Source organism: Ewingella sp. C233 (genome assembly GCF_055407225.1).
Map to the genome: position 1 here is coordinate 45,846 of NZ_JBUZRI010000001.1, position 19,290 is coordinate 65,135.

The following is a 19,290-nucleotide window of genomic DNA, read 5'->3' on the forward strand; positions in this document are numbered from 1 at the left end:
TTTTTCCTCTCTTCTACTTTCTGAAGGCTTCCAGACGCTGTTTCTGCTGGCCTTCAGCATCAAAATTCGCTGCACTTAGCCACTGTTCAAAAGCAGGTTTACGTGTGGGCCATTCATTATCCAGCATGGAGTACCAGCAGGTATCACGGTTGCGGCCTTTGTTGACGATTGCCTGACGGAAAATTCCTTCGAACTGGAAGCCAAATCTTTGCGCGGCTGCATTGGACGCTGCATTCAGACTGTGGCATTTCCATTCGCAGCGGCGATATTTCAGCTCATCGAAGAGGTATTTCAGCAACAGGGAAATGGCTTCGGTACCGTGGCTTGAACGCTTCATCAGCGGTGACCAATTTACCCAACCAATTTCTGCCACACCGTTTACCGGATCAATGCGCATCAGCGCTACGCTGCCGATTGCGCGCTGGGTTGTGTTATCGACCACGGCAAAAAATAGCGGATCCCGACTTGCCGCATTACGGGTTAGCAGTGAATCACACTCTGCTTGCGTCGCGGGGCGATCGCTGGCGAAATAGGTCCAGTCACGATCGTCATCAATACTGTGCCAGGCAGAGAACAGCGCCTCGCTGTGAAGAGAAGGATCCAGTGGTTCCAGCCGGCAGAAGCGACCATCAAGTTGCACCGATTGCGGAACTTCTCGTGCTTGCCAGTCTGGCAGGGCATCACCGAGAGGTTGACCAAAGTGGTTGAGCGTTGTCATGTCTGATTCCGTTTCTATTTTACCCGTGAACAGACTCTATAAAATCAGAAGCCTGACAACGCTGCAACCCGAAGCATGACACTTGTTTGGCTAAAGTTTTCCGGCACTGCCGCAGATACGGATTTTCTCTTCAACCACCCCTTGCATAGCCGCTTTGCCCGGCACGATATACTTGCGCGGATCGTTGGCTGCGGGATGTTCGCCGAAATAGAGTTTTACAGCGTCAGCAAAAGCAATCTTCAGTTCAGTGGCGATATTCACTTTGCAGACACCCAGAGCAATGGCTTCTCTGACCATTCCTTCCGGGATCCCTGATGCGCCATGAAGAACAAGAGGAATATCCACATGCTGGCGGATTTTCTCCAGCCGCACAAAGTCGAGATGAGGTTCTCCTTGGTACAAGCCATGCGCAGAGCCAATTGCCACGGCCAGAGAATCTATCCCCGTGCGGGCGACAAACTCTTTTGCTGCCAGAGGGTCAGTAAAGAAACTGTCTGCGGCAGCGACATTCAGATCATCTTCCTGACCACCGAGACGGCCAAGCTCGGCTTCGACGCTGGCATCAAATCCGTGGCAGAGCCGGACGGTTTGGCTAACTTTCTCGATGTTTTGTTCAAAGTCATAATGCGAAGCATCAATCATCACTGAGCGGATCCCGGCGCGGACCTTGCTTTCAATATCGTCCAGCTCTTCATGGTGATCAAGATGCAGAGCGATAGGGGTGCGGTAAAGTTGTGCAGCCTGATGGCAAATGGACACCAGAAAATCGACACCTGCATAGCTGAAGGTTCCCGGCGTTCCGGCCATAATCACGGGAGAGCCCATTCTGGCGGCGGTCTCTGCCACGACTTGCACGGTTTCAAGGTTGTGCACGTTGAATGCCGGTACGGCATAGCCTTCACGCTGTGCTTTGCGAAGCATTTCTCTGTTTGATATCAGATACATGGCGTTAATCCTCCGTCATGTCGAGCAAGATTTTGCCTTTCATTGGCTGACCACCGAGCGCATTGACACTGTCTGCGAAGGTCTGTGCATCGCCAGTGGTGGCGATCAGCGGTTCCAGCTGGAGCTTTTTTTGATCGAACAGGGTGGCAGCCTGTTGCCATTCACTGCCCGGCCAGGGAGCGGAGTAGTTCATCCAGCTACCGAGAATCGTCAGCTCTTTACGCAATATATGGCTGAAAGTTGCAGACGGGAGCAGGAGGTCTTTGTGCAGTGTGCCGACCAGCGCGACCTGAGCATGTGGCCCCGCGATCTCCAATGCCAGAGCAACCGTTTGTGGGGTACCAGCAGTTTCAAGGATTAACTGGTCGAAACGCCGCGGGTGCAAATCCGTGGCTATCTCTGCGGCACTCATGGTGGCGCTGTCATACACAAAAGATGCGCCGATCTCTTGTGCCAGTTGCAGGCGCTGCGGATTGATATCGATAGCCGTCACCGCTTTAGCGCCCAAGGCTTTAGCGCACTGAATCGCTAACTGGCCGATGGTGCCTGCGCCGATGACAATCACTTCCTTTCCTTCACAGCCCCCGGCCAGTTTTAATGCGTGGAGACTGACGGTGATAGGTTCCAGGAATGCCCCTTGTAAAAGAGACGATCCCTTCGGCAATTTAAAGAGGCTACTCCGGCGTACTGCCAGATACCCGGCGTGGCCGCCATCACTTCTTGAACCAATAAACTGATAGTGTTTGCACTGCGAGAAAGCGTTGCGCTGACATTCCGGACAACTAAAGCAAGGTTGCAGCGGTACGCAGGCAACGGCATCTCCCACTTCTAAATCCTCCACTTTTTCTCCGTAACTGACCACTTCACCACTGAATTCGTGACCTAATGTTATCGGGTAATAATGTGCACCTTCAGCAAAAATGCGTGGGATATCCGAGCCGCAGAGCCCGGAATAGGCAATCTTGACCAGTACATCGTCAGGGTGCTGAATCTGCGGGGTGGGTTTTTCTTCGACAACCACCTTTCCGCCAGCGTGAACTACAACTGATTTCATTGAAAACTCCATACAGGGGGCTTTCGCCCCCACAGGTTAGTTAAAGTGCGTTAGATTTATTTAGTGAAGCGGTAGTGGTTGCGGTAACCGTTGCCGTCAGGCGTTCTGCGCGCAGGAACCCCCGCGCACGGCGCCATGTCAGGAATACGCCAAGGGCATAAACCACACCAATACCGGTCAGGCCTGCGATGTTTTGCCAGGTACAAAGCTGAATCAGCAGATAGGTGATCGGAGAGCCACCCTGATCCATCGACGCTACCTGTCCACCGGCTTTCAGTGCGCCTGCATTTGCCGCCAGTTGGGTGTGTAAACCGATGGTCTGCGTGGCTATCCACAGGGTGATTCCCATGATGATCACGCCAGAAATCAGGGTGCGGAATAAATTGCCCTGATGGACCGCGACGGCAATTGCTACAAAGAAGCCGATGGTTGCCAGGTCACCAAATGGGAGCACCTGATTTCCCGGAACAATAACGGCAATCAGGATAGTGAGAGGAATGAAAATCAGGCTGGCGGAGACCACGGCGGTATGACCCAACAACAACGCGGGATCCAGACCAATCAGGAACTCCTGTCCACCAAACTTTGCCTGTAAACGGCTACGGGCATGACGTGCAATAGGTGTCAGCCCGTCCATGATGGGTTTGATGACGCGAGGCATCAGCAACATCACAGCGGCGGTTTTAACAGCCAGTTGCATGATGCCCTTGACGTCATAACCCGCGAGATAACCAATCAACAGACCCATAACAAAGCCGACGGTGACCGGTTCACCAAAGGGGCCAAAGCGCTTTTGCACATCGTCTGCGCTGAAATGGATGTTTCGCAGGCCCGGAATTTTTTCAATGATGGCATCCACAAGCACAGCTATCGGGCCGAGATAGGCCGAAGAACCATGCGGGATAGCAATCCCTTCGAGGTTGAAAAAGTCACGGGTGTCTTTAGCGAACCAGTCGCCCAGTTTGTAAACAAAGGCGGCATGTACCACCACGCCCATAATGCCGAGCCAGTAGGAACCGGTTGCCAGATGCAGCATGGCGCCGGTGAACGTCATGTGCCAGATGTTCCAGATATCGACATTCACCACGCGGGTCATGCGTGTCACCAGCATCAGAATATTGACACCAATGGCAATAGGGATGGCGACCAGCGCGATTTGCGATGCCCAGGTCATCGGTGATGAACCGGGCCAGCCAATATCGACAACCTGAAGATTGATTTGAAAATGCTCGGCCATCGATTTAGCGGCCGGGCCTATAGAGTCCAGCATCAGGCCGATGACCAGCCCTATGCCAACGAAACCAATACCGATATGCAGGCCAGATTTAAAGGAGTCACCGATTTTCATTCCTAATATCATGGAGAAAATGATGATCACCAGTGGCAGCATCACCGTGGGCCCGAGATCGAGGATGTAACGCATGATGTCTGTAAACATGGGATTACTCCTGTAACAGCGTCAGTATTTTTTGTCTCAGCACATCAATACCAACACCGGAGACAAAGGGCATGCCGTGAACAACCGGAATATCACCAAACTGACGGTCTACACGCGCGGTGGTGCAGATGAGATCCGCACCCTCCATGTAGGTCTCAATTTCGGTGACCCGGCACTGGATGAGATCAAGCGTGATCTCATGCTCTGCACACAGTTCTTTGATCTCTTCAGCGGCGAGCGTGGAAGTCGCAACGGCACCGCCGCAGGCGACAATAATTTTTCTCTTCACGATAAAGCTCCTTGGTGTTCTGTTTTAGATATTGTTGTTTTTGGGGTTGTTGGGTCGGGCTCATTACTTAACGTGGGAAAAACCTGCTGTTTAAAAATGTTCGCCAGTTGGTGTTCTGGCGCCTCCAGCAGTTGTTCGATAAAACAGGGATCCTGTAGCTGCCCGAACAGATTTCGCAGCAGGATGAGTTGTTCTGACGGGTGTGTGACGATCAGCGCGATAATCAGCAATGCTTGAATAGGTTCGTCTCCATCGGCCTGAGAAAAGAGCACTGCATTGTCAGGACGGATGAGGTAAATCGCCGGCTTAAGCGCATGCACGGCTTCGCAATGGGGGATCGCAACTGCATGGCTTTCCAGCATGATGCCGGTTGGGAATTCGGCCTCCCGCCGGATTAATGCTTGGGGATAGCTCACCTCAACGACGCCTGCGCGCAGCATCTCTTTCCCGATATGTTTCAGGGCTTCTTGCGCATCGCTAAATGCAATCCCTGTTTTGACAAAAACTTCACAGTTATGCATGGGTGCTAACCTCGGTTTTTAACGGTGCCACGGTACAGCCATAGCGATAGTCGCGAAGGACATCCTGTATTTTGTCGATAATGAGCTCATGCGCGACAGTATTGAGCTTCCCAGACATGACGCGGCCGAACTGAACCGGCATATATTGGCTGAGCAGGCCGAGGGGTATTTCTGACTGCTGCAAATTACTCAGCATAGTGTTGACCGCCTGGCTGATGCGGGGATGTGGCCAGTAATAACGAATGCGGTCAGAAAGGCTGAAGTGCAGATCGATCAATGAGCGGCTGAAGGTCGGGTGATAATATTTTTTCCAGTAATCGGGTTCGTCGAGCATTACGCGGTCAATCACCGCTAAAACCTGGCTCTGTTCGCCCGGCGCTACAATGGTCTGTTCAATGTTGGCCAATGCAAAAATGGCTTCACGCAGTGCAAACGTCAGGGCCGGGCCAACTTTCAGGATGGCATAATGATCTTCCACTAAACGGCGATATGAATCGCGTGTTTGATAATCCGTAGAGTGGGCTTCATAGACCAGAGGCGTTGAGGCGATATACGCAGAGAGTTCCCTGGCATGTTGTGGCTGATAATGGATAACACTGCTGTGGTCGAACTCCACGCCTGGCTGCACGACGACGGCAATAATACGCTCAATGGCGTCAGTCAGGCCGGCTTCAGAAAATGCCTGGTGATGCAGTTCAATGGTGGCTTGTGCATCTTTGGCAAGGGTAATATGAACCTGCTCAATCGCCGCAGATTCTCCCCCTGGCACTGGTACTTCAGTTCCTATCACGTAGGTCAGTTTTTGTTTCTGCAGTGGCGTTGCTACGCGCTCGGCTACCTTACAAAGGCGGGCTGCACGGGTGGCGACAACGAAAGGGTCCAGAGGAACCGGATCGTCTGCACAAGACATAGAGGCATCTAAATGAATTTTACTGAATCCGGCTTCGACATAACGGGCGATGAGGACTTCCGCTTTGGTCATGGCGTCTTCGGCATTTTCTCCCTGCCAGCAGTTTGGACCGAGATGATCGCCCCCTAGGATCAAACGCTGTTGTGGAAAACCCACGCGCTCCGCGATATTGAGTACAAAATCTCGAAAATCAATCGGCTGCATGCCGGTATACCCGCCAAACTGATTCACCTGATTGGAAGTTGCTTCAATAAGAACCTGGCGATCGGTATGCAGATCGAGACGTAATGCTGCCTCAATCACAAGAGGATGTGCAGAGCAGACAGAACAGATACCAACCAATTCCCCGCCTTTGTGCTTTTTTAGAATGTCTTTCATATCAATCTCCGTTTATTTTCGAAAATAATCATATTATTTCGATATCCGTACAATGCTGTTGTATATGTTTCGTGATAGAGATCGAAGTATTTCGTTGCCTTTCGACATTGCGTTTCTTTGGTTTTTCGCGGCATCTCGAACAAAATCCATCCTGTTTATTTAGAAGATGGCCGATACGACAACGAGGAGAGGCCGTGAGAGCGGGGTGTTGTGGCACATTTCACAGAGTTGTTTTTTTTCTCCCATTTTCGAATTCTTTTGTTTAAACTGATCTTATGTTGAGTAACAGGCATGAACCGATGAATTCATACGAGAGACGCCATAAGATCATTGATCTGGTGAATGAAAATGGCAGTGTTTTAGTTTCCGATATTTCGAATTCTTTCGGAGTGTCTGAGGTGACGATACGTGCAGATTTACGTTTGCTGGAACAGAAAGGGTTGATGACACGTTTTCACGGAGGCGCGGGAAAGGCGGCTCCTGTCACTGAGGTGAACAGCGCCAATGCGGCCGGAGAGTTGGTGTTAGAAGAGCGCTATCGGCAGGCCGAAGATCCTAAAAAACGCATCGCGCTGGCTGCTGCCGCTATGGTCAAACCGGGTGATACGATCATTCTCGACAGTGGCAGTACGACGATGCTTATCGCTGAGGAGCTGGTGAAAACGGCCAGTATCACCGTGATCACGAATAATCTACCTGCCGCATTTGTGTTGTCTGAGAATCCGGATATTACGCTGGTAGTGTGCGGGGGGACGTTACGGCATAAGACCCGTTCACTTCACGGGAACATTACAGAATTTGCGTTGCAAGGCATTGTGGCGAACCTGATGTTTGTAGGCGCAGACGGGCTTGATGCCAGCAGCGGTATTACGACATTTAATGAAGGGTATTCGATCAGTGCAAAGATGGCGGAAGCTGCCCGGCAAGTGGTCGTGGTGACGGATTCCAGTAAGTTTGGCCGTCGGGGCTTTAATTTGGTGTTACCGATGGAGAAAATTGACACGATTATCACCGATAGCGGGATCAGCGAAGAAGCCTCAGAGGCTTTGGCACAAACCAAAGCCAATGTGGTGGTGGTTTAACGGGCCTATTCTGAATGATGGCAACAAACGCAAAGTTTATTGCCATCAGGATCGCGGAAGTAGGCACCAAAATAGTGTTCGTGATAATACGGACGCAACCCTGGTGGCCCTTCGCAGTGAGCACCATATTCCAATGCTGTGTGGTAAACGCGTTCGACTTGTACCCGGCTATTGGCAAGCCACGCGACCATCTGACCGTTTCCGGTAGTGGCGGGTTTACCGTCCAGCGGTTTGCCGATAATCAGCAGGGGACGTGGAACCTCAGGGGTTTGCCAGCTTGCCCATGAGCGTTCGTTGTCGCAGAATTTGAGTTCCAGACCCAGAACTCGTGATATCGCCGAATAAAAAACAAATGACCGGTCAAAATCGTTTACGCCAATACAAAGGTGGGAAAACATTCTGGCTCCTTATCTGAGGGATTAAGGTTTATTGTTTTTAAAGACATCAAAGGTAAAGTATTTTTTCTCAAGCTTAGTATAGGTGCCATCCGCGTGCATTCCGGCGAGCGCTTTGTTAATCATCGCTAATTGGGCTTGATCATCTTTACGCAAGGCAATCGCTGCACCGCCTCCCAGGTATTGCGGGTCCAGCACGGTTTTGCCCACAAAACCAAAACCAGCGCCCTGCGGTGTTTTCAGAAAACCTGTTTCAGCAGCTGCTGCGTTAGTGAACGTTGCGTCGATTCTGCCAGTTTCTAAATCGAGATTGACGGAGTCCTGATTTTGATAAGACACGACCTGCACGCCTTTCGACTGCCACATGCCGACGGCATAAGCTTCCTGAGTGGTGCCTTGCGCCACGCCGATGATCTTCCCTTTGAGTGAATCAACGGTGGTATCAAGCTGGCTGCCTTTTTTCGCCACCAATACGCTCGGGATGTTGTAGAGCACGTTGGAGAAATTCACCTGAGTTTTGCGCTTTTCGGTAATGGCCATCGCCGAGAGTACTGCATCGAACTTTTTGGCGTTCAGGGCCGGGATAATGCTGTCATACGCCGTTTCAACCCATATGCATTTGGCTTTCGCCTGCTCACAAATTGCATTGCCCAGATCAATATCAAAACCGACCAACGATCCGTCAGTAGCTTTGGACTCGAAGGGTGGGAAGGAGGGATCAACCCCAAATTTAATCACGGTTTCTGCCTGGCTTGCTGTGCTAAAAGAACCGATCAAAACCATCATCACTAGACTGTATTTTTTCACGTTATATTCCCTGGAAAGAGACAAAAATTTAAGGTTAGATTTGAACTACATCAGGATTAAGCAAAATCGGTGCCGCAAATCTCCACCGTGTTTTTTATTTTGGCAAAGGGCCCATTCAGCGTCGTATTGTGATGGTTGATAATCTGCTGTGCTGTCAGATCTCCAGTATCTATACAAGTATGTGCATCGGACACCAATATCACTTCCAGACCTAAGCCTGATGCGGCGCGGCAGGCCGTATCGATGCAGTATTGTGTTTTCATCCCGGCGATATAAAGCGAGTTAATCCCATGCTGATTTAGCCACTCGAAAAGCGGTGTATCCGTGAAGATACTGGATTTATGCTTGCTAATAATCAGGTCTGACGCAGGTTGTACATCCATCCCCACGATCAACTGCCACAGGTCTTGTCCCTGCTGGATCGGAGAGCCTTGTGGTCCGGTATGTTGCACAAAGATTACCGGATCGCTGTCAGCGCGAAATTGACGGATGAGCAGATTAATATTACTCAGAACATGTTCTTTGTCGTATGCAGGGGGCTCTGAGAAATACAAACCATTTTGCATATCGATAATCACCAGTGCTTTATTTCTAGGGCTGGATTGTTTCATCTTTCTTCTCCTCAAAAATGCCCATGAGGCTAGGGAAAAGAAAAAGCCCCGGCCTGTCAGGCGGGGGCTTAGGATCTGCACGCTTTACATCGACGAACGAACCCTACGTCCCGCCATAAGCGGTCGTTGTGGTGGTCGTATGTAGGGCGCGCATAAATTTATTCATAGAATGAATATGGCTTCATCTATCTATCAAGTCAACTGAGCTAAAGCTTCTTACTCATGACAATTCGGCGGGTGCCGCGCGGGTAAGCAGGGGATTTCATCGCAACGCTGCCAGCCATGTCTTTCATAAAATGCGCTTCTCAGCCTCTTCATCGGGCTGGGGGAAGTTGAGTAATTTGGCTAACTTACTGTTTTAAATTGTTAATTACGAATTCATATTTGTAGCGTATACCTAAACGTATACCAATGCCGATTTTGATAGGGCTACAGTGTTGCAGACCAAGCCAATCCTGTAAGACTCAACTCATCGAAAGTAGGGGCTATTCATTGTGAGTCGATCACTGGTGGTTACCTTGCTGCTATTACCGGAGTTATTGGCAAAAAAAATTTCACCGTAGACTCCATAGATGGGGACGGAGCGCTGCGAGTACTGATAAGAAATAAAAAGGGTGAAGCGATAGGTTGTGGAGCTATCAGCCCCTAATGCGAGATATAGCCGAACTTGGGGTTTGAAGTCCAATGGAACGACAACGTACGCCAGTGAAGTAACTGACTGATATATAAAAATATAATGGACATTGAAAAATGTCCTTGAAATGATGTTTTTATAATCGAAAAATGGCATTTTACGGACACTGATGTTTAATATTCGATTTTTTAGACGGATATTTTGCTCCTGCCGTACGATTTAGTATTTTTGGCCCTCACCCCCTAACAAAGAAAATTATTATGACAGAGAAGAATAAGCACGGGCTTACACGCGACATCCCTGCTGATGTGAAAAGGGAAATAAGAAAACGTTGTGGTTTTGGATGTGTCATCTGTGGATTGGCTTTTTATGACTATGAACACTTCGATCCTGATTTTGTTGATGCTAAAGAACATCGGCCTGAAGGTATGACGCTTCTTTGTTCTCAGTGTAATCAGAAAAGGGCAAGGAACAGATTGTCATCAGACACCGTCGCGAGAGCAAACAAATCACCTAAGTGCCTGGAAAAAGGTTTTGCACATGAGAGTTTCGATTTTCATACCGACCCAATAAGAATTCAATTTGCAGGCGTTGAATTTTACGATTGCAACCATCTCATCACGGTAAATAATATCCCATTGTTATCTGTTTTACCTCCAGAAAATGAAGGGGAGCCGGTACGTCTGTCAGGCGTATTTACTGATAGCTTAGGTAGAGAGTCTTTAAGCATAGAGGATAATGAATTCTCTGTTAGTTCTGGTAGTTGGGATGTTGAATCTGAAGGTTCAGTGATTATTTTTAGACGGAAACTGAGGGACATTTTTCTCAGAATAAGGTTAATTCCACCAACTGGACTCGTTGTTGAAAAAATAGATATGCTATTTAGAGGTGTTCGATTAAAAGGCGATAGTAAAGAGCTAACAATCAGCCTTAATAATGTGGACTGGGCAACGTTTAGCGCAATGAGTTTAAGTCACTGCTATGTTGGAATCAGTCTTAACGGATGCGTCTCAGCAAATGATGATTATGGGTTTTAGGTCAAATCTAACAAAAACGTCCGCTATTTAAGTAACCAACTGATATTAAAATGGTTATATTGGGGGCATATCCGTTCCGATAAGACAGATGTACTTTGGTGAAAAAAGTGTGTAATGCCGTTCGATCAAGTTAACCAGATATACACTCGAAAGCACTAAATTTTCGCGATGTATAAAATTCATTGGGAAACTAATCACACTGTTCACTTTTGGGTTTTTTGTATTTAACTTCATGCGGTTAGGTGGTGACTGGTTTGTTCCTAACTATCCATAACTGATCACTTGAAAGTGACCAGTCGCCATTTCTGGGACAAAAAAACCGGCCTAAGCCGGTTTGAAATGAGTCGTTATAATGCTTCGCACTTCGGCAACCAATCCACCTCACTGTCATCGTTTAGCGTGAGGTTAGTTTGCATTCCCTGATTGGACTTGCGCTTCAAGAATTCAATCTCATACTCCCTTAGCGTTTGCGGTACGGCCCGCCCAAAGGCCGTCAGGCTCATAGGACGCTGATGCCCTCGCGCCTCCATAAAAGACAGGTAAGCGTGATAGAGATACTTGCGCGGGTTAGCCGGAATAATGTTGGCGTTGCCAATATAAAGGCCGTTTGGTGTGCTGACAGCGAGCAGGTAACCGCAGAAATCTACCAACGGATCGGCACTGCGTTTTATCTCCAGCGCTTCATCGGAATTCTGCTGTGCCTGTAACAGCTCACGTGCATCGCTCGGAACGGCAAAACGTTGCATCAGGTGGCGAACAATGACGGCCAGCTCCCGACCTATTTTCTCTATCAGCTGAGGATCTCGCTCATTGGCGGGTATCACCTCGGGGAATGTGATGATCACACGCCTGCGCGAGACACCGCCGCTGCGGTCACTGAACTGCATCGGATTATTGTTCACTGCCAGAATAACCGCCGGAATATGTGTTGAATAAGCATCACGATATTTCGGGTCAATCGCTACCGCATCGCCGCCAGTAATGGCTTTAATTCCTGCGCCGTCGCCGCTCCATTTCTCTTGATCGGGTAAGACAATCAATGAGAACCCGACTACCGAAGCACGCTCCCGAGCAGACTCCAGCGTTTCGATACTGGCAGAAGTCGTGTTGTCCTCGCCTGCCAGCATTCGCGCAATCGAAGACATTACGCTTTTACCGCTACCGCCCGGCCCTGTGACTTCAAGAAAGAGTTGCCAGTCATAGCGGTTTGCCAGAACCATAAAAAGCGCCGCGAGAATACGCTCTTGTTTTTCAACTTGATGATTTGCTGCCCGCGTCAGCCATCGCCAAAAGTTCGGTGCATGATCTGCAAGGTTTTCACCGGCTTTGGGTTGGGTAAAATCGACACTGTTTACGGTGCGCAACCAGTGGGTTTGATGGTGTGGGCCAAACTTGCCTGTGACGGTATCAAACACACCGTTGCGAAAACCAATCAGTCTTCGCGCCGGTTTGCCCATTTCTGGCACCATTAATTTAAGCGTGTCGATAACGCCGCTGATACTCGGCGCTGAGAAATGTGCACGGATTTTCTGAAATAAGGCGGCAATTTCCCTGCTGAATCGGCGGTGAGGCAATATCTGCCATGCACCGTTCTCATAGCGGCACAGATCTTCACCAATCATTGGAACGGCTATCTGGTAGTTGTAATGCACATTCAATAATTCAGCTTTTTCACTGACGCTCATGGATTTTAGATCTGCTTCACTGAGTGTCTCAAAAGGACTTTTGACCTCGGGTTGGGTAAACACGTTGAGCTGTTCCAGTGTCCCCACGCGACCTTCCTGCATATATACGTCATTCCAGTCACCGATGATGAAGGGGAGAGCTACCTTACCACCGGTCAGGCTGGCGGCTTCTTCGGCTTTTTTCTGGCCGATCCCATTTTCATCGTTATCGGCGGCCATAAGTAGCAGGGCATCGGGATTCTCATCGCGCAGGCGCTGGGCAAGGTACGGGAAATTATTGGCGCTGAGCGCCACGTATACCGTTTCGCCCGTCAGTTCATGCACGGTCAGTCCGGTAGCGTAACCTTCGGTAAGCCATATAACGGCGTCGCTTTTACCGGCAAAGTGATGGCACGTACCCTTCACCTGACCACCCGCTAACATGCGTTTAATACCTTCTGCGTTAATGAGCTGCACGTTGAGCAAGCTGCCGGACAGGTCAGTCAGCGGTATCAGTAAATCACCTGCGCGGTAGTTAATGCCGGCGATCCGTAATTCATTCCCTTGCAAGGTGGGTACTTCTTTATCGGACCATGCTTTTGTCGTGAGATAGGCATTGCCTGTCTGTTTACTGGATGTTCGGATCAGCTCTTTGGCTCTTTCAATAGCTTTGCTGCGTGACGCCTCTTTTTCCTGAGCAATCATAGAATGTTCAACCGGCGCCTGAGCTGCTTGCGTATTACCAAGAATAGCCGCCACCTTACCGGCGGCGTCTTTTGTGGTCACATCAAATGCCTTTTCTACCAGACGCAGCCCGTCACCGGCCCCACATATATTGCAGAACCATGTCCCTCTGCCTTCCTGATTATCAAAACGAAAACGGTCTTTGCCACCGCATACGGGGCAGGGGGAGTGATTGCCATTGGCGGCAATGTTGATACCCAGCAGCGGCAGAAGTTGAGGCCAGCGCCCCTTTGCTGCGCTAACGGTGTTTGAAACGGTAAGTTGTGTCATGTGCGCCTCCATCAGTGCAGCGTTGTGTTAGGGGTAGATGCGATATGTTGATGGCACAGCTCGTCCATCATGGATTCCCCCAGCAGCGTCAGGCGGGGTTTTGCTACCAGAATATCCGGCTGAACCATATCGCGGAGCATGGCGCAGGCCATATCCATGCCAACCTTCGGACCGTGCTGACCGACGTAATAATTTTCGACTTCTGCCGCGATAGTCATCTGCAGTTCATCAAGCGTGTAGCCAATTTCAAGACCATGAGAGGCGCAGGCATCGAGATAAGCCTGTGCCAGAGCGCGGCGATAAAGGGCGGTGAGTACTTCCACAGGCAGGCAAGATTGTTGGGCGCTGTTCATTCGTAAAGATCCTCCATCTGCGTTTTTATGGCTGTTTCGCAGGTGTCTACGACTTTCCCTAATTGGTCTGTGAGCAGCGCGACCATTGAGGCCACGGAATTTAGCTGTTTTTTATCCGGCGTATGCCCGAATGTCTCTTGCGTATCTAGCATGTCGAGGAACATCACGCCGACGTTATGCGCATGCTGCAGGCGCAGGAAATCAGCGTGGGGAATAGGGTAGTGGGTATTTGGAAAATAGATGGAAGCAAGCTTGTTCATGCGGCCCCCTGTACTGGCAGGCGACCGGCGAAGCACAGCACATAATCGCGGGATAGCAGGCGGCGGGCAGAAGGTTCACTGTCGGCGGTTGAGCGCAGCATGCAGATCGGCGCTTTCGGTTCAGCACGGCGAACGGCGGCGAACAGGAACGTGAATTTCGGGGGTAAGGATGCGAGGATAGTAGCCAAAATATTGGCCTCCATAGTTAGCTGGTTACAGCTACCACCGAAGTTTCCACGCTTATGGGTGGTAGCCCAGACGGGGGTGGAAATACCGGTAACTATGTGAACCGGCCAGCCCGAAGGCTGCCCCGCCTGAGCCACCATTGCTTGATAAGCACAGCGGTTAAGAAACCACTGAGCAGATAACAGGTGCGCTAAGGCCGCGACATAAAAAAACACGCAAGGCGCGTGTTGTGTCGCCATAGTTAAACTCGGGTTTCCACGCCCGGCTGCCGATTTTGCGGCAGCACAAAAACTATAGAGCAGGCGCTTGTCAGAGAAAAGCCTTTTTTGCTGCATTAGCCTTTCCCTCTTAGCAATCGGTCAGGACGTGATCGGACTGCTGCGGATTTGATCGGAAGTGGCGCGACGAATCACTACTTTCATCCTTAACCGCCACTGACAGCAGGCCGAGAGTTTCGCTGGTAAATGCAGGTAGATCATTTTTCACGCCGAGCGCGGCAGCAATCAGACTTTCGGCAAGGTAGATCGCTTCATCAGTCTTGAGCGCAATATTTTGGTGACCGACAGACAGAGAAATCATTGAACCGTCCCCTGAACGCGTGCTGCGATACGGTCATTCATCCAGCTATCAATTTCTGAGGCCAGCCATGCAACGTTCTTACCACCGAGAGAGATCTGGGCGGGAAACTGCTGGCGACTGATCAAATCATAGATGGTTGACCGGGACAGGCCGGTGGTATGAATGACTTCTGGCAGTCGCATAAAGCGGTCACGGGGAAACGCTGGCGGCATGACTGAGTATGATGCAGGGGGAGTGTTTGGAGCGATGGAAAGCATGGTGCTACCTCTTTTGGGGATCCGGCTGGAACTGTCCAGTACCGGTGGTTTCGTTAAGTAGCGCCCTATTATGTGAATTTTTTGCAGGGTGGCAACAAGGCGATGATGTCTGATACTTAAGGCTTTTTGTCTGTTTTTTAGTCAAATGGGAGTATTGGTTAACATTGAGTACTACTGAGTAATATTGGCAAATCGTATCATCGGTATAATCGATTGATATTGTGTTTATTAATCGGAATAAACAGTCAATATCAGGCTGGCCAGAGAAAGGTCGTTTTCTTAGTAATGAACACTTGTGAATAGTTGGTGATGAGTAATAACTAAAGTGTTCACTGTGTAATTTTGTGATTTATATGGTTTTAATTTGAAAGTGAATAGTAGTGAACAGTATTTATATAACTAAAAATCAGTCATTAACTCATGAGGGCGACTTTGGGGCTGTTGTACCAGCGACCAGCAAGAACCCTTCAATAGAAATGTTGTGTCAGCCTCCGCACAATAGATTCATATTTACTGACACAGGAAATTCCATCATGAGCACCGCCTTACCCCAACATGTCACCGAAAAGCTGCAAGTCCTGCATAACGCGAGAGCCGCTCATAACAAAAACTTTCAGGCGCTGTCTGACGTTGTAGCAGGTATAGCCCGTTGCCAGCAGCAGAAGAAAGACACAGAACTAGAAAGCCATGAGGCTGAAAGTCAGTGGCGTACTTTGTTCCGCAAGCTGCGAGGAGAAATAACCCCGGAGTTACAGGCGCAGCACGATAGCCGGATTTCTAAACGTGAACTGGCGAAAGAGTTCGATGGCCTGATTGAAGAAATGGAGCTAGACAAGATGGAACTCCATTTAAGGTGCGGCTCGTCTGCTCCCATTTTGCTTGATGCCCATAGAACGGCGATCACAGCATTTGCAGAACATACAATGGATAATGCTGCGGATGCATTTAGCAAGCACATTCTAAATACCGATGTTATTAATGCCTGTGTAGTCGCTGCATGTGCCTATAGTGTATATCAGAGCAACGCGACGGAAATTATCGGAAACCGACTTCTGAAAGTAGTCGCTGAGCGTATCGCTGCATCTATGGGAGTACAGCGCGTCGAACATCCAGTATTGAAAGAAATAGTACCAAGACGGCCCGAGGCTTCTGGCGTATTGGCGGAGCTGCAAAATAGTCCAATACGTCGGATGCAGGCTGCAACAAAGCTTGCCGAACAACGCCTTCGTTTACAGCAACGAGAAAGTAAATAATGATGCGTTGCCCGTTGTGTACTCATGTCTCTTATATTCGAACGAGTCGTTATATTACGGATCAGACGAAAGAGGCTTATTACCAATGCGCCAATCTCGATTGCTCATGTGCCTTTAAAACGATTGAGAGCATAAGCAAGGTAATAAACAGAGAGAGCCGAATTAGCTGAAAATATAATTCCAGTTACCTACTTAAATATTACGATTAGCCGCTTTCAATTAAGGCGGCTTTTTCACGTCATATCCACAAGGCCTACGTTTCTGCAGCCCCTTTTCTCTGGCTAGCCGTCTTTAAAGACCTGTGCATGCATAGGGCGCATGGTTTTGCATGCATGAAACTGTGGTGAAATTGGCAGGAAGCCCTTGCTACAAGGGCTTAGAGGCCTTTAGCATCATGCATGAAAAACGCATGATAAAGTCACAGCGGGCAGGCGGGTAACATTGCGCGCAGCACTGAAAAGCAGCATAGTGGTCTAGCCATTCAATTTATGAGCTTATGGTCAGGCGTTAAGAAATTGCACCTTCAATGAAACTATTTTCAGTTATATGCTGTTTTATCTCAAAAAATAGATCCTCTGGATCAAGCGAACCAAGATTATTACTTAAGTCATCAATTTTAGATGAGTACGTAATGCCCATCCTTGGATTGACCAGTTCTATATTGTCTATTTTTACACTTTTCTTTGAATAGAAGTTTAGCGTGCAATAAATCAGTACTTGGCGAAAATCGACCACTCCGAAATTTCTCGCACCAGACTTAACCTCTATCAGTTTTCCTGGGATATATAAATCTCCAAATGAATTATTTATATAACCACAGCCAGAGAAAAAGGGTGATGCTGTTATATCAACTAAACTTTGAAAATATCTAGTATGCAGTCTCATAACTAGCTGTTTCATGGTGTGAAATTCATTTGCATCTAACGGAAGGGAAAAATTAGAACCATATGCAAATTTTGCTAGTCTAGACCTTGCTTTCTCATAAATTATGTTAAAGGTATTCTCTTGGTAGAACTTAATATTATCTATATCAGAAATTTTGATTTCTTTTTGAACGATGCTTTTGTATAGTTCAAATGCTAATTCATTAATAAATGCGATATTTTCTTTGCGGTTTCCTTGGCCCGTAGGAGCATCGAAAACTTCAAATAGACCCTCATTTATGAGACGGACATAGTGTTTCTCATTTGGAAGAAGTTGATTCCAAAATGATGTGAATTTTTTTGCGAATGTTAATTCAGAAATCATAGCGCATCTCCGATATTTTTAGATGCTTTTCTTTTTGCTCCCCATTCCTTATAGATGTTTTCGATAAAGTTTAAATTTCTTTTATTATGGGTTCGCCAGTGGTCACCTTCGTCACCGAGTTGATACGTTGCAATTACAAAAGTCCTGCGCTGAAGAGCATTCATTGTTGGGAAAGTACGCTTCAAATCTGATAACCAATAGTGTACATTCCATTTAAGCATGGCTTGAGTAATTATATTCGTGATGAGTATACTGTTAACATTGCTATTATATATTTCCGTCAGTAATATTCTACTTGTAGTGCTATTTTGCCGTGATAAAAGTTTACATACATAAGCTAAATTGAGCTCGGTTTTTAATATAAATGAATCATTGTCAATGAGATCTTTTACTGAGTTGAATATATATTCCTTTGCATTGTCATTAAATCTATCCCAATTAGATGTTGCAACTTGTATTATAGTGGTAAAAATAGGATATAAATCATTAAAGCTAGAGCAAATAACACTGTAAGCATTTGATAAAGTTTTGTCATCCACTGCTGCAAATGAACGGATTAATTGCTTACTGAAAGGTTGGTTTATTTTTGATTTTTGTAATTCATCACTTAACATACCTAACAAATCGAAGTCTTTAAGAGACTCTTTGATTTCTTTATATTGTTCTGCTGCATTTGCTGAGTACGGATCATATCTGATTGGTAAAGACATGAAACTAGCCTTCATCGGGGATTTCTCATCCTCATCCAATCCATTTATTTTTGACTTAGTTATAGTCATAAATTCTTCTTTAGACATTATATTAGTCTTATGCTTCTGTAGTGTTAGCCCTTCATTTTCCATAAGCTTTCTACTTAGAAATGTTAATGCTGAGTGTGCTGACTCCCTTGTTTTACAGAATATATAAAAGTCATCTACATAACGTTTGAATTTAAATCCATGGACACTTAAAATATGGTCAATTGAACTAAGAGATAGTTCTGCCAGAATACGTGATGCTGGACAACCAACGGGAACACCATAGGAGTTAGTTCCTGAGAAAAGTTGTAATAATTTCTTAATTTTACTTGATGTGTTTTTATGTTCATCAAGTCGATCTAATGCGTTTTCTAATCTGTGATGATAAATCCTAGGGTAGAAATCAGCTATATCACAGGTAAGGATATAATTTATATCTTCATTGTCCTCACAAAGTTTCAAGCTATCTGTTTGATATTTCCTCCAGTTTGTATTTTTATCAAATAAGGAGTAATCGGAACTATCAGGATTGAATCTGTATGAATAAACAACACTAGCATCTAGTCTATCTTTTTCTATTTCATTGCTTAACTTCAGTACTACCCCTAAGAAGAAAGCATTCCAATAAGGATCAATTTGTGTTGCCCACCTGTAGCCAGTATATCCAACAGTAGAGCAACTGCTAATATTTAATGGTGGCGCCAAATCCCTTTTCTTATCAAAATTGTCATAAGTGTCTTTCAAAGAGGCTACCATTTCCTCTTCCATATCATCAAACATTCGAGTTTCATAAGGGAATGGGAAAATATCTGTATCACCATACTTAACTATGTTTTTTAGCGCGAGACGGAAACAACTTTCCATGCTTTCTTGTTTGAACTTAAATTCTGCTTTTGCAACCTTTGCAGCTTTTGCCATGT

Annotated in this window: 22 protein-coding genes; 4 read left to right on the plus strand and 18 right to left on the minus strand. The window is 47.4% G+C overall.

Annotated features, from left to right (window positions below):
* Positions 1–13: 13 nt before the first annotated feature.
* From ACZRKO_RS00225 to gatZ, 7 genes are all read right to left on the minus strand, one after another.
* Complete coding sequence (locus tag ACZRKO_RS00225) at positions 14–718, minus strand: GNAT family N-acetyltransferase (protein WP_463735280.1); 705 nt, start codon at positions 716–718, stop codon at positions 14–16.
* 90 nt (positions 719–808) lie between these two features.
* Positions 809–1,663: a tagatose bisphosphate family class II aldolase gene (locus tag ACZRKO_RS00230; RefSeq protein ID WP_463735281.1), complete on the minus strand. Its 855-nt coding sequence runs from the start codon at positions 1,661–1,663 to the stop codon at positions 809–811.
* 4 nt (positions 1,664–1,667) lie between these two features.
* The gene (gatD, locus tag ACZRKO_RS00235; protein WP_463735282.1) at positions 1,668–2,717 is read right to left on the minus strand and encodes a galactitol-1-phosphate 5-dehydrogenase; all 1,050 of its coding nucleotides are present in this window, start codon (positions 2,715–2,717) and stop codon (positions 1,668–1,670) included.
* A 40-nt stretch (positions 2,718–2,757) separates the two neighbouring features.
* On the minus strand, positions 2,758–4,155 hold the full coding sequence (locus ACZRKO_RS00240; protein ID WP_463735283.1) for a galactitol-specific PTS transporter subunit IIC: 1,398 nt from the start codon (positions 4,153–4,155) through the stop codon (positions 2,758–2,760).
* 4 nt (positions 4,156–4,159) lie between these two features.
* Complete coding sequence (gene gatB, locus ACZRKO_RS00245) at positions 4,160–4,444, minus strand: PTS galactitol transporter subunit IIB (RefSeq protein ID WP_463735284.1); 285 nt, start codon at positions 4,442–4,444, stop codon at positions 4,160–4,162.
* Positions 4,441–4,965, minus strand: a complete 525-nt coding sequence (gene gatA, locus ACZRKO_RS00250) for a PTS galactitol transporter subunit IIA (protein WP_463735285.1) — start codon at positions 4,963–4,965, stop codon at positions 4,441–4,443. The genes gatB and gatA overlap by 4 nt, the downstream gene beginning before the upstream one ends.
* Positions 4,958–6,253: a tagatose-bisphosphate aldolase subunit GatZ gene (gene gatZ / locus ACZRKO_RS00255; RefSeq protein ID WP_463735286.1), complete on the minus strand. Its 1,296-nt coding sequence runs from the start codon at positions 6,251–6,253 to the stop codon at positions 4,958–4,960. The genes gatA and gatZ overlap by 8 nt, the downstream gene beginning before the upstream one ends.
* Positions 6,254–6,552: 299 nt before the next feature.
* Between gatZ and ACZRKO_RS00260 the strand changes: the two genes are divergently transcribed.
* Complete coding sequence (locus ACZRKO_RS00260; RefSeq protein WP_463735287.1) at positions 6,553–7,335, plus strand: DeoR/GlpR family DNA-binding transcription regulator; 783 nt, start codon at positions 6,553–6,555, stop codon at positions 7,333–7,335.
* Positions 7,336–7,340: 5 nt separating this feature from the next.
* On the opposite strand, the gene ACZRKO_RS00265 is transcribed toward ACZRKO_RS00260, so the two are convergent.
* From ACZRKO_RS00265 to ACZRKO_RS00275, 3 genes are read right to left on the minus strand one after another with little or no spacing between them, the layout of a single operon-like run.
* Positions 7,341–7,733, minus strand: a complete 393-nt coding sequence (locus ACZRKO_RS00265; protein WP_463735288.1) for a VOC family protein — start codon at positions 7,731–7,733, stop codon at positions 7,341–7,343.
* 21 nt (positions 7,734–7,754) lie between these two features.
* Complete coding sequence (locus ACZRKO_RS00270) at positions 7,755–8,537, minus strand: ABC transporter substrate-binding protein (RefSeq protein ID WP_463735289.1); 783 nt, start codon at positions 8,535–8,537, stop codon at positions 7,755–7,757.
* 56 nt (positions 8,538–8,593) lie between these two features.
* Positions 8,594–9,148 (minus strand): cysteine hydrolase family protein, encoded by a 555-nt coding sequence (locus ACZRKO_RS00275; protein ID WP_463735290.1) that lies wholly within the window; start codon positions 9,146–9,148, stop codon positions 8,594–8,596.
* Between the two features lie 894 nt (positions 9,149–10,042).
* Between ACZRKO_RS00275 and ACZRKO_RS00280 the strand changes: the two genes are divergently transcribed.
* A complete protein-coding gene (locus ACZRKO_RS00280; protein ID WP_463735291.1) occupies positions 10,043–10,819 on the plus strand; it encodes an HNH endonuclease in 777 nt (258 codons plus the stop codon).
* 347 nt (positions 10,820–11,166) lie between these two features.
* Here ACZRKO_RS00280 and ACZRKO_RS00285 read toward each other — a convergent pair whose 3' ends face one another.
* The 6 genes from ACZRKO_RS00285 to ACZRKO_RS00310 are packed head-to-tail and all read right to left on the minus strand — an operon-like array spanning position 11,167 to position 15,132.
* Positions 11,167–13,497 carry a primase-helicase zinc-binding domain-containing protein gene (locus tag ACZRKO_RS00285; RefSeq protein ID WP_463735292.1) on the minus strand — a complete coding sequence of 777 codons (2,331 nt, stop codon included), beginning with the start codon at positions 13,495–13,497 and terminating at the stop codon, positions 11,167–11,169.
* A gap of 11 nt (positions 13,498–13,508) precedes the next feature.
* The gene (locus ACZRKO_RS00290) at positions 13,509–13,850 is read right to left on the minus strand and encodes a DUF5375 family protein (protein WP_463735293.1); all 342 of its coding nucleotides are present in this window, start codon (positions 13,848–13,850) and stop codon (positions 13,509–13,511) included.
* Positions 13,847–14,110 (minus strand): hypothetical protein, encoded by a 264-nt coding sequence (locus ACZRKO_RS00295; RefSeq protein ID WP_463735294.1) that lies wholly within the window; start codon positions 14,108–14,110, stop codon positions 13,847–13,849. The genes ACZRKO_RS00290 and ACZRKO_RS00295 overlap by 4 nt, the downstream gene beginning before the upstream one ends.
* Positions 14,107–14,631 (minus strand): host cell division inhibitor Icd-like protein, encoded by a 525-nt coding sequence (locus ACZRKO_RS00300; protein WP_463735295.1) that lies wholly within the window; start codon positions 14,629–14,631, stop codon positions 14,107–14,109. Before ACZRKO_RS00300 ends, ACZRKO_RS00295 begins: the two co-directional genes overlap by 4 nt.
* A 13-nt stretch (positions 14,632–14,644) precedes the next feature.
* Positions 14,645–14,875, minus strand: a complete 231-nt coding sequence (locus tag ACZRKO_RS00305; protein WP_463735296.1) for a hypothetical protein — start codon at positions 14,873–14,875, stop codon at positions 14,645–14,647.
* On the minus strand, positions 14,872–15,132 hold the full coding sequence (locus ACZRKO_RS00310) for a helix-turn-helix transcriptional regulator (RefSeq protein WP_463735297.1): 261 nt from the start codon (positions 15,130–15,132) through the stop codon (positions 14,872–14,874). Before ACZRKO_RS00310 ends, ACZRKO_RS00305 begins: the two co-directional genes overlap by 4 nt.
* Before the next feature lie 533 nt (positions 15,133–15,665).
* On the opposite strand from ACZRKO_RS00310, the gene ACZRKO_RS00315 reads away from it, so the two are divergent.
* Positions 15,666–16,385, plus strand: coding sequence for an NAD-dependent aldehyde dehydrogenase (locus ACZRKO_RS00315; RefSeq protein ID WP_463735298.1), 720 nt, complete (start codon positions 15,666–15,668; stop codon positions 16,383–16,385).
* The gene (locus tag ACZRKO_RS00320) at positions 16,385–16,555 is read left to right on the plus strand and encodes an ogr/Delta-like zinc finger family protein (RefSeq protein WP_463735299.1); all 171 of its coding nucleotides are present in this window, start codon (positions 16,385–16,387) and stop codon (positions 16,553–16,555) included. Before ACZRKO_RS00315 ends, ACZRKO_RS00320 begins: the two co-directional genes overlap by 1 nt.
* A gap of 337 nt (positions 16,556–16,892) precedes the next feature.
* Here ACZRKO_RS00320 and ACZRKO_RS00325 read toward each other — a convergent pair whose 3' ends face one another.
* Positions 16,893–17,633, minus strand: a complete 741-nt coding sequence (locus tag ACZRKO_RS00325; RefSeq protein WP_463735300.1) for a hypothetical protein — start codon at positions 17,631–17,633, stop codon at positions 16,893–16,895.
* The gene (locus ACZRKO_RS00330) at positions 17,630–19,288 is read right to left on the minus strand and encodes an RNA-directed DNA polymerase (RefSeq protein WP_463735301.1); all 1,659 of its coding nucleotides are present in this window, start codon (positions 19,286–19,288) and stop codon (positions 17,630–17,632) included. Before ACZRKO_RS00330 ends, ACZRKO_RS00325 begins: the two co-directional genes overlap by 4 nt.
* Positions 19,289–19,290: the final 2 nt, after the last annotated feature.

What these genes read in the sequence shown, in the direction of transcription:
- ACZRKO_RS00225 (WP_463735280.1), bottom strand. Translation starts at nt 718, where the DNA reads ATGACAACGCTCAACCACTTTGGTCAACCTCTCGGTGATGCCCTGCCA.
- ACZRKO_RS00230 (WP_463735281.1), bottom strand. Translation starts at nt 1,663, where the DNA reads ATGTATCTGATATCAAACAGAGAAATGCTTCGCAAAGCACAGCGTGAA.
- gatD (WP_463735282.1), bottom strand. Translation starts at nt 2,717, where the DNA reads ATGAAATCAGTTGTAGTTCACGCTGGCGGAAAGGTGGTTGTCGAAGAA.
- ACZRKO_RS00240 (WP_463735283.1), bottom strand. Translation starts at nt 4,155, where the DNA reads ATGTTTACAGACATCATGCGTTACATCCTCGATCTCGGGCCCACGGTG.
- gatA (WP_463735285.1), bottom strand. Translation starts at nt 4,965, where the DNA reads ATGCATAACTGTGAAGTTTTTGTCAAAACAGGGATTGCATTTAGCGAT.
- gatZ (WP_463735286.1), bottom strand. Translation starts at nt 6,253, where the DNA reads ATGAAAGACATTCTAAAAAAGCACAAAGGCGGGGAATTGGTTGGTATC.
- ACZRKO_RS00260 (WP_463735287.1), top strand. Translation starts at nt 6,553, where the DNA reads ATGAATTCATACGAGAGACGCCATAAGATCATTGATCTGGTGAATGAA.
- ACZRKO_RS00265 (WP_463735288.1), bottom strand. Translation starts at nt 7,733, where the DNA reads ATGTTTTCCCACCTTTGTATTGGCGTAAACGATTTTGACCGGTCATTT.
- ACZRKO_RS00275 (WP_463735290.1), bottom strand. Translation starts at nt 9,148, where the DNA reads ATGAAACAATCCAGCCCTAGAAATAAAGCACTGGTGATTATCGATATG.
- ACZRKO_RS00280 (WP_463735291.1), top strand. Translation starts at nt 10,043, where the DNA reads ATGACAGAGAAGAATAAGCACGGGCTTACACGCGACATCCCTGCTGAT.
- ACZRKO_RS00285 (WP_463735292.1), bottom strand. Translation starts at nt 13,497, where the DNA reads ATGACACAACTTACCGTTTCAAACACCGTTAGCGCAGCAAAGGGGCGC.
- ACZRKO_RS00290 (WP_463735293.1), bottom strand. Translation starts at nt 13,850, where the DNA reads ATGAACAGCGCCCAACAATCTTGCCTGCCTGTGGAAGTACTCACCGCC.
- ACZRKO_RS00295 (WP_463735294.1), bottom strand. Translation starts at nt 14,110, where the DNA reads ATGAACAAGCTTGCTTCCATCTATTTTCCAAATACCCACTACCCTATT.
- ACZRKO_RS00300 (WP_463735295.1), bottom strand. Translation starts at nt 14,631, where the DNA reads ATGCAGCAAAAAAGGCTTTTCTCTGACAAGCGCCTGCTCTATAGTTTT.
- ACZRKO_RS00305 (WP_463735296.1), bottom strand. Translation starts at nt 14,875, where the DNA reads ATGATTTCTCTGTCTGTCGGTCACCAAAATATTGCGCTCAAGACTGAT.
- ACZRKO_RS00310 (WP_463735297.1), bottom strand. Translation starts at nt 15,132, where the DNA reads ATGCTTTCCATCGCTCCAAACACTCCCCCTGCATCATACTCAGTCATG.
- ACZRKO_RS00315 (WP_463735298.1), top strand. Translation starts at nt 15,666, where the DNA reads ATGAGCACCGCCTTACCCCAACATGTCACCGAAAAGCTGCAAGTCCTG.
- ACZRKO_RS00320 (WP_463735299.1), top strand. Translation starts at nt 16,385, where the DNA reads ATGATGCGTTGCCCGTTGTGTACTCATGTCTCTTATATTCGAACGAGT.
- ACZRKO_RS00325 (WP_463735300.1), bottom strand. Translation starts at nt 17,633, where the DNA reads ATGATTTCTGAATTAACATTCGCAAAAAAATTCACATCATTTTGGAAT.
- ACZRKO_RS00330 (WP_463735301.1), bottom strand. Translation starts at nt 19,288, where the DNA reads ATGGCAAAAGCTGCAAAGGTTGCAAAAGCAGAATTTAAGTTCAAACAA.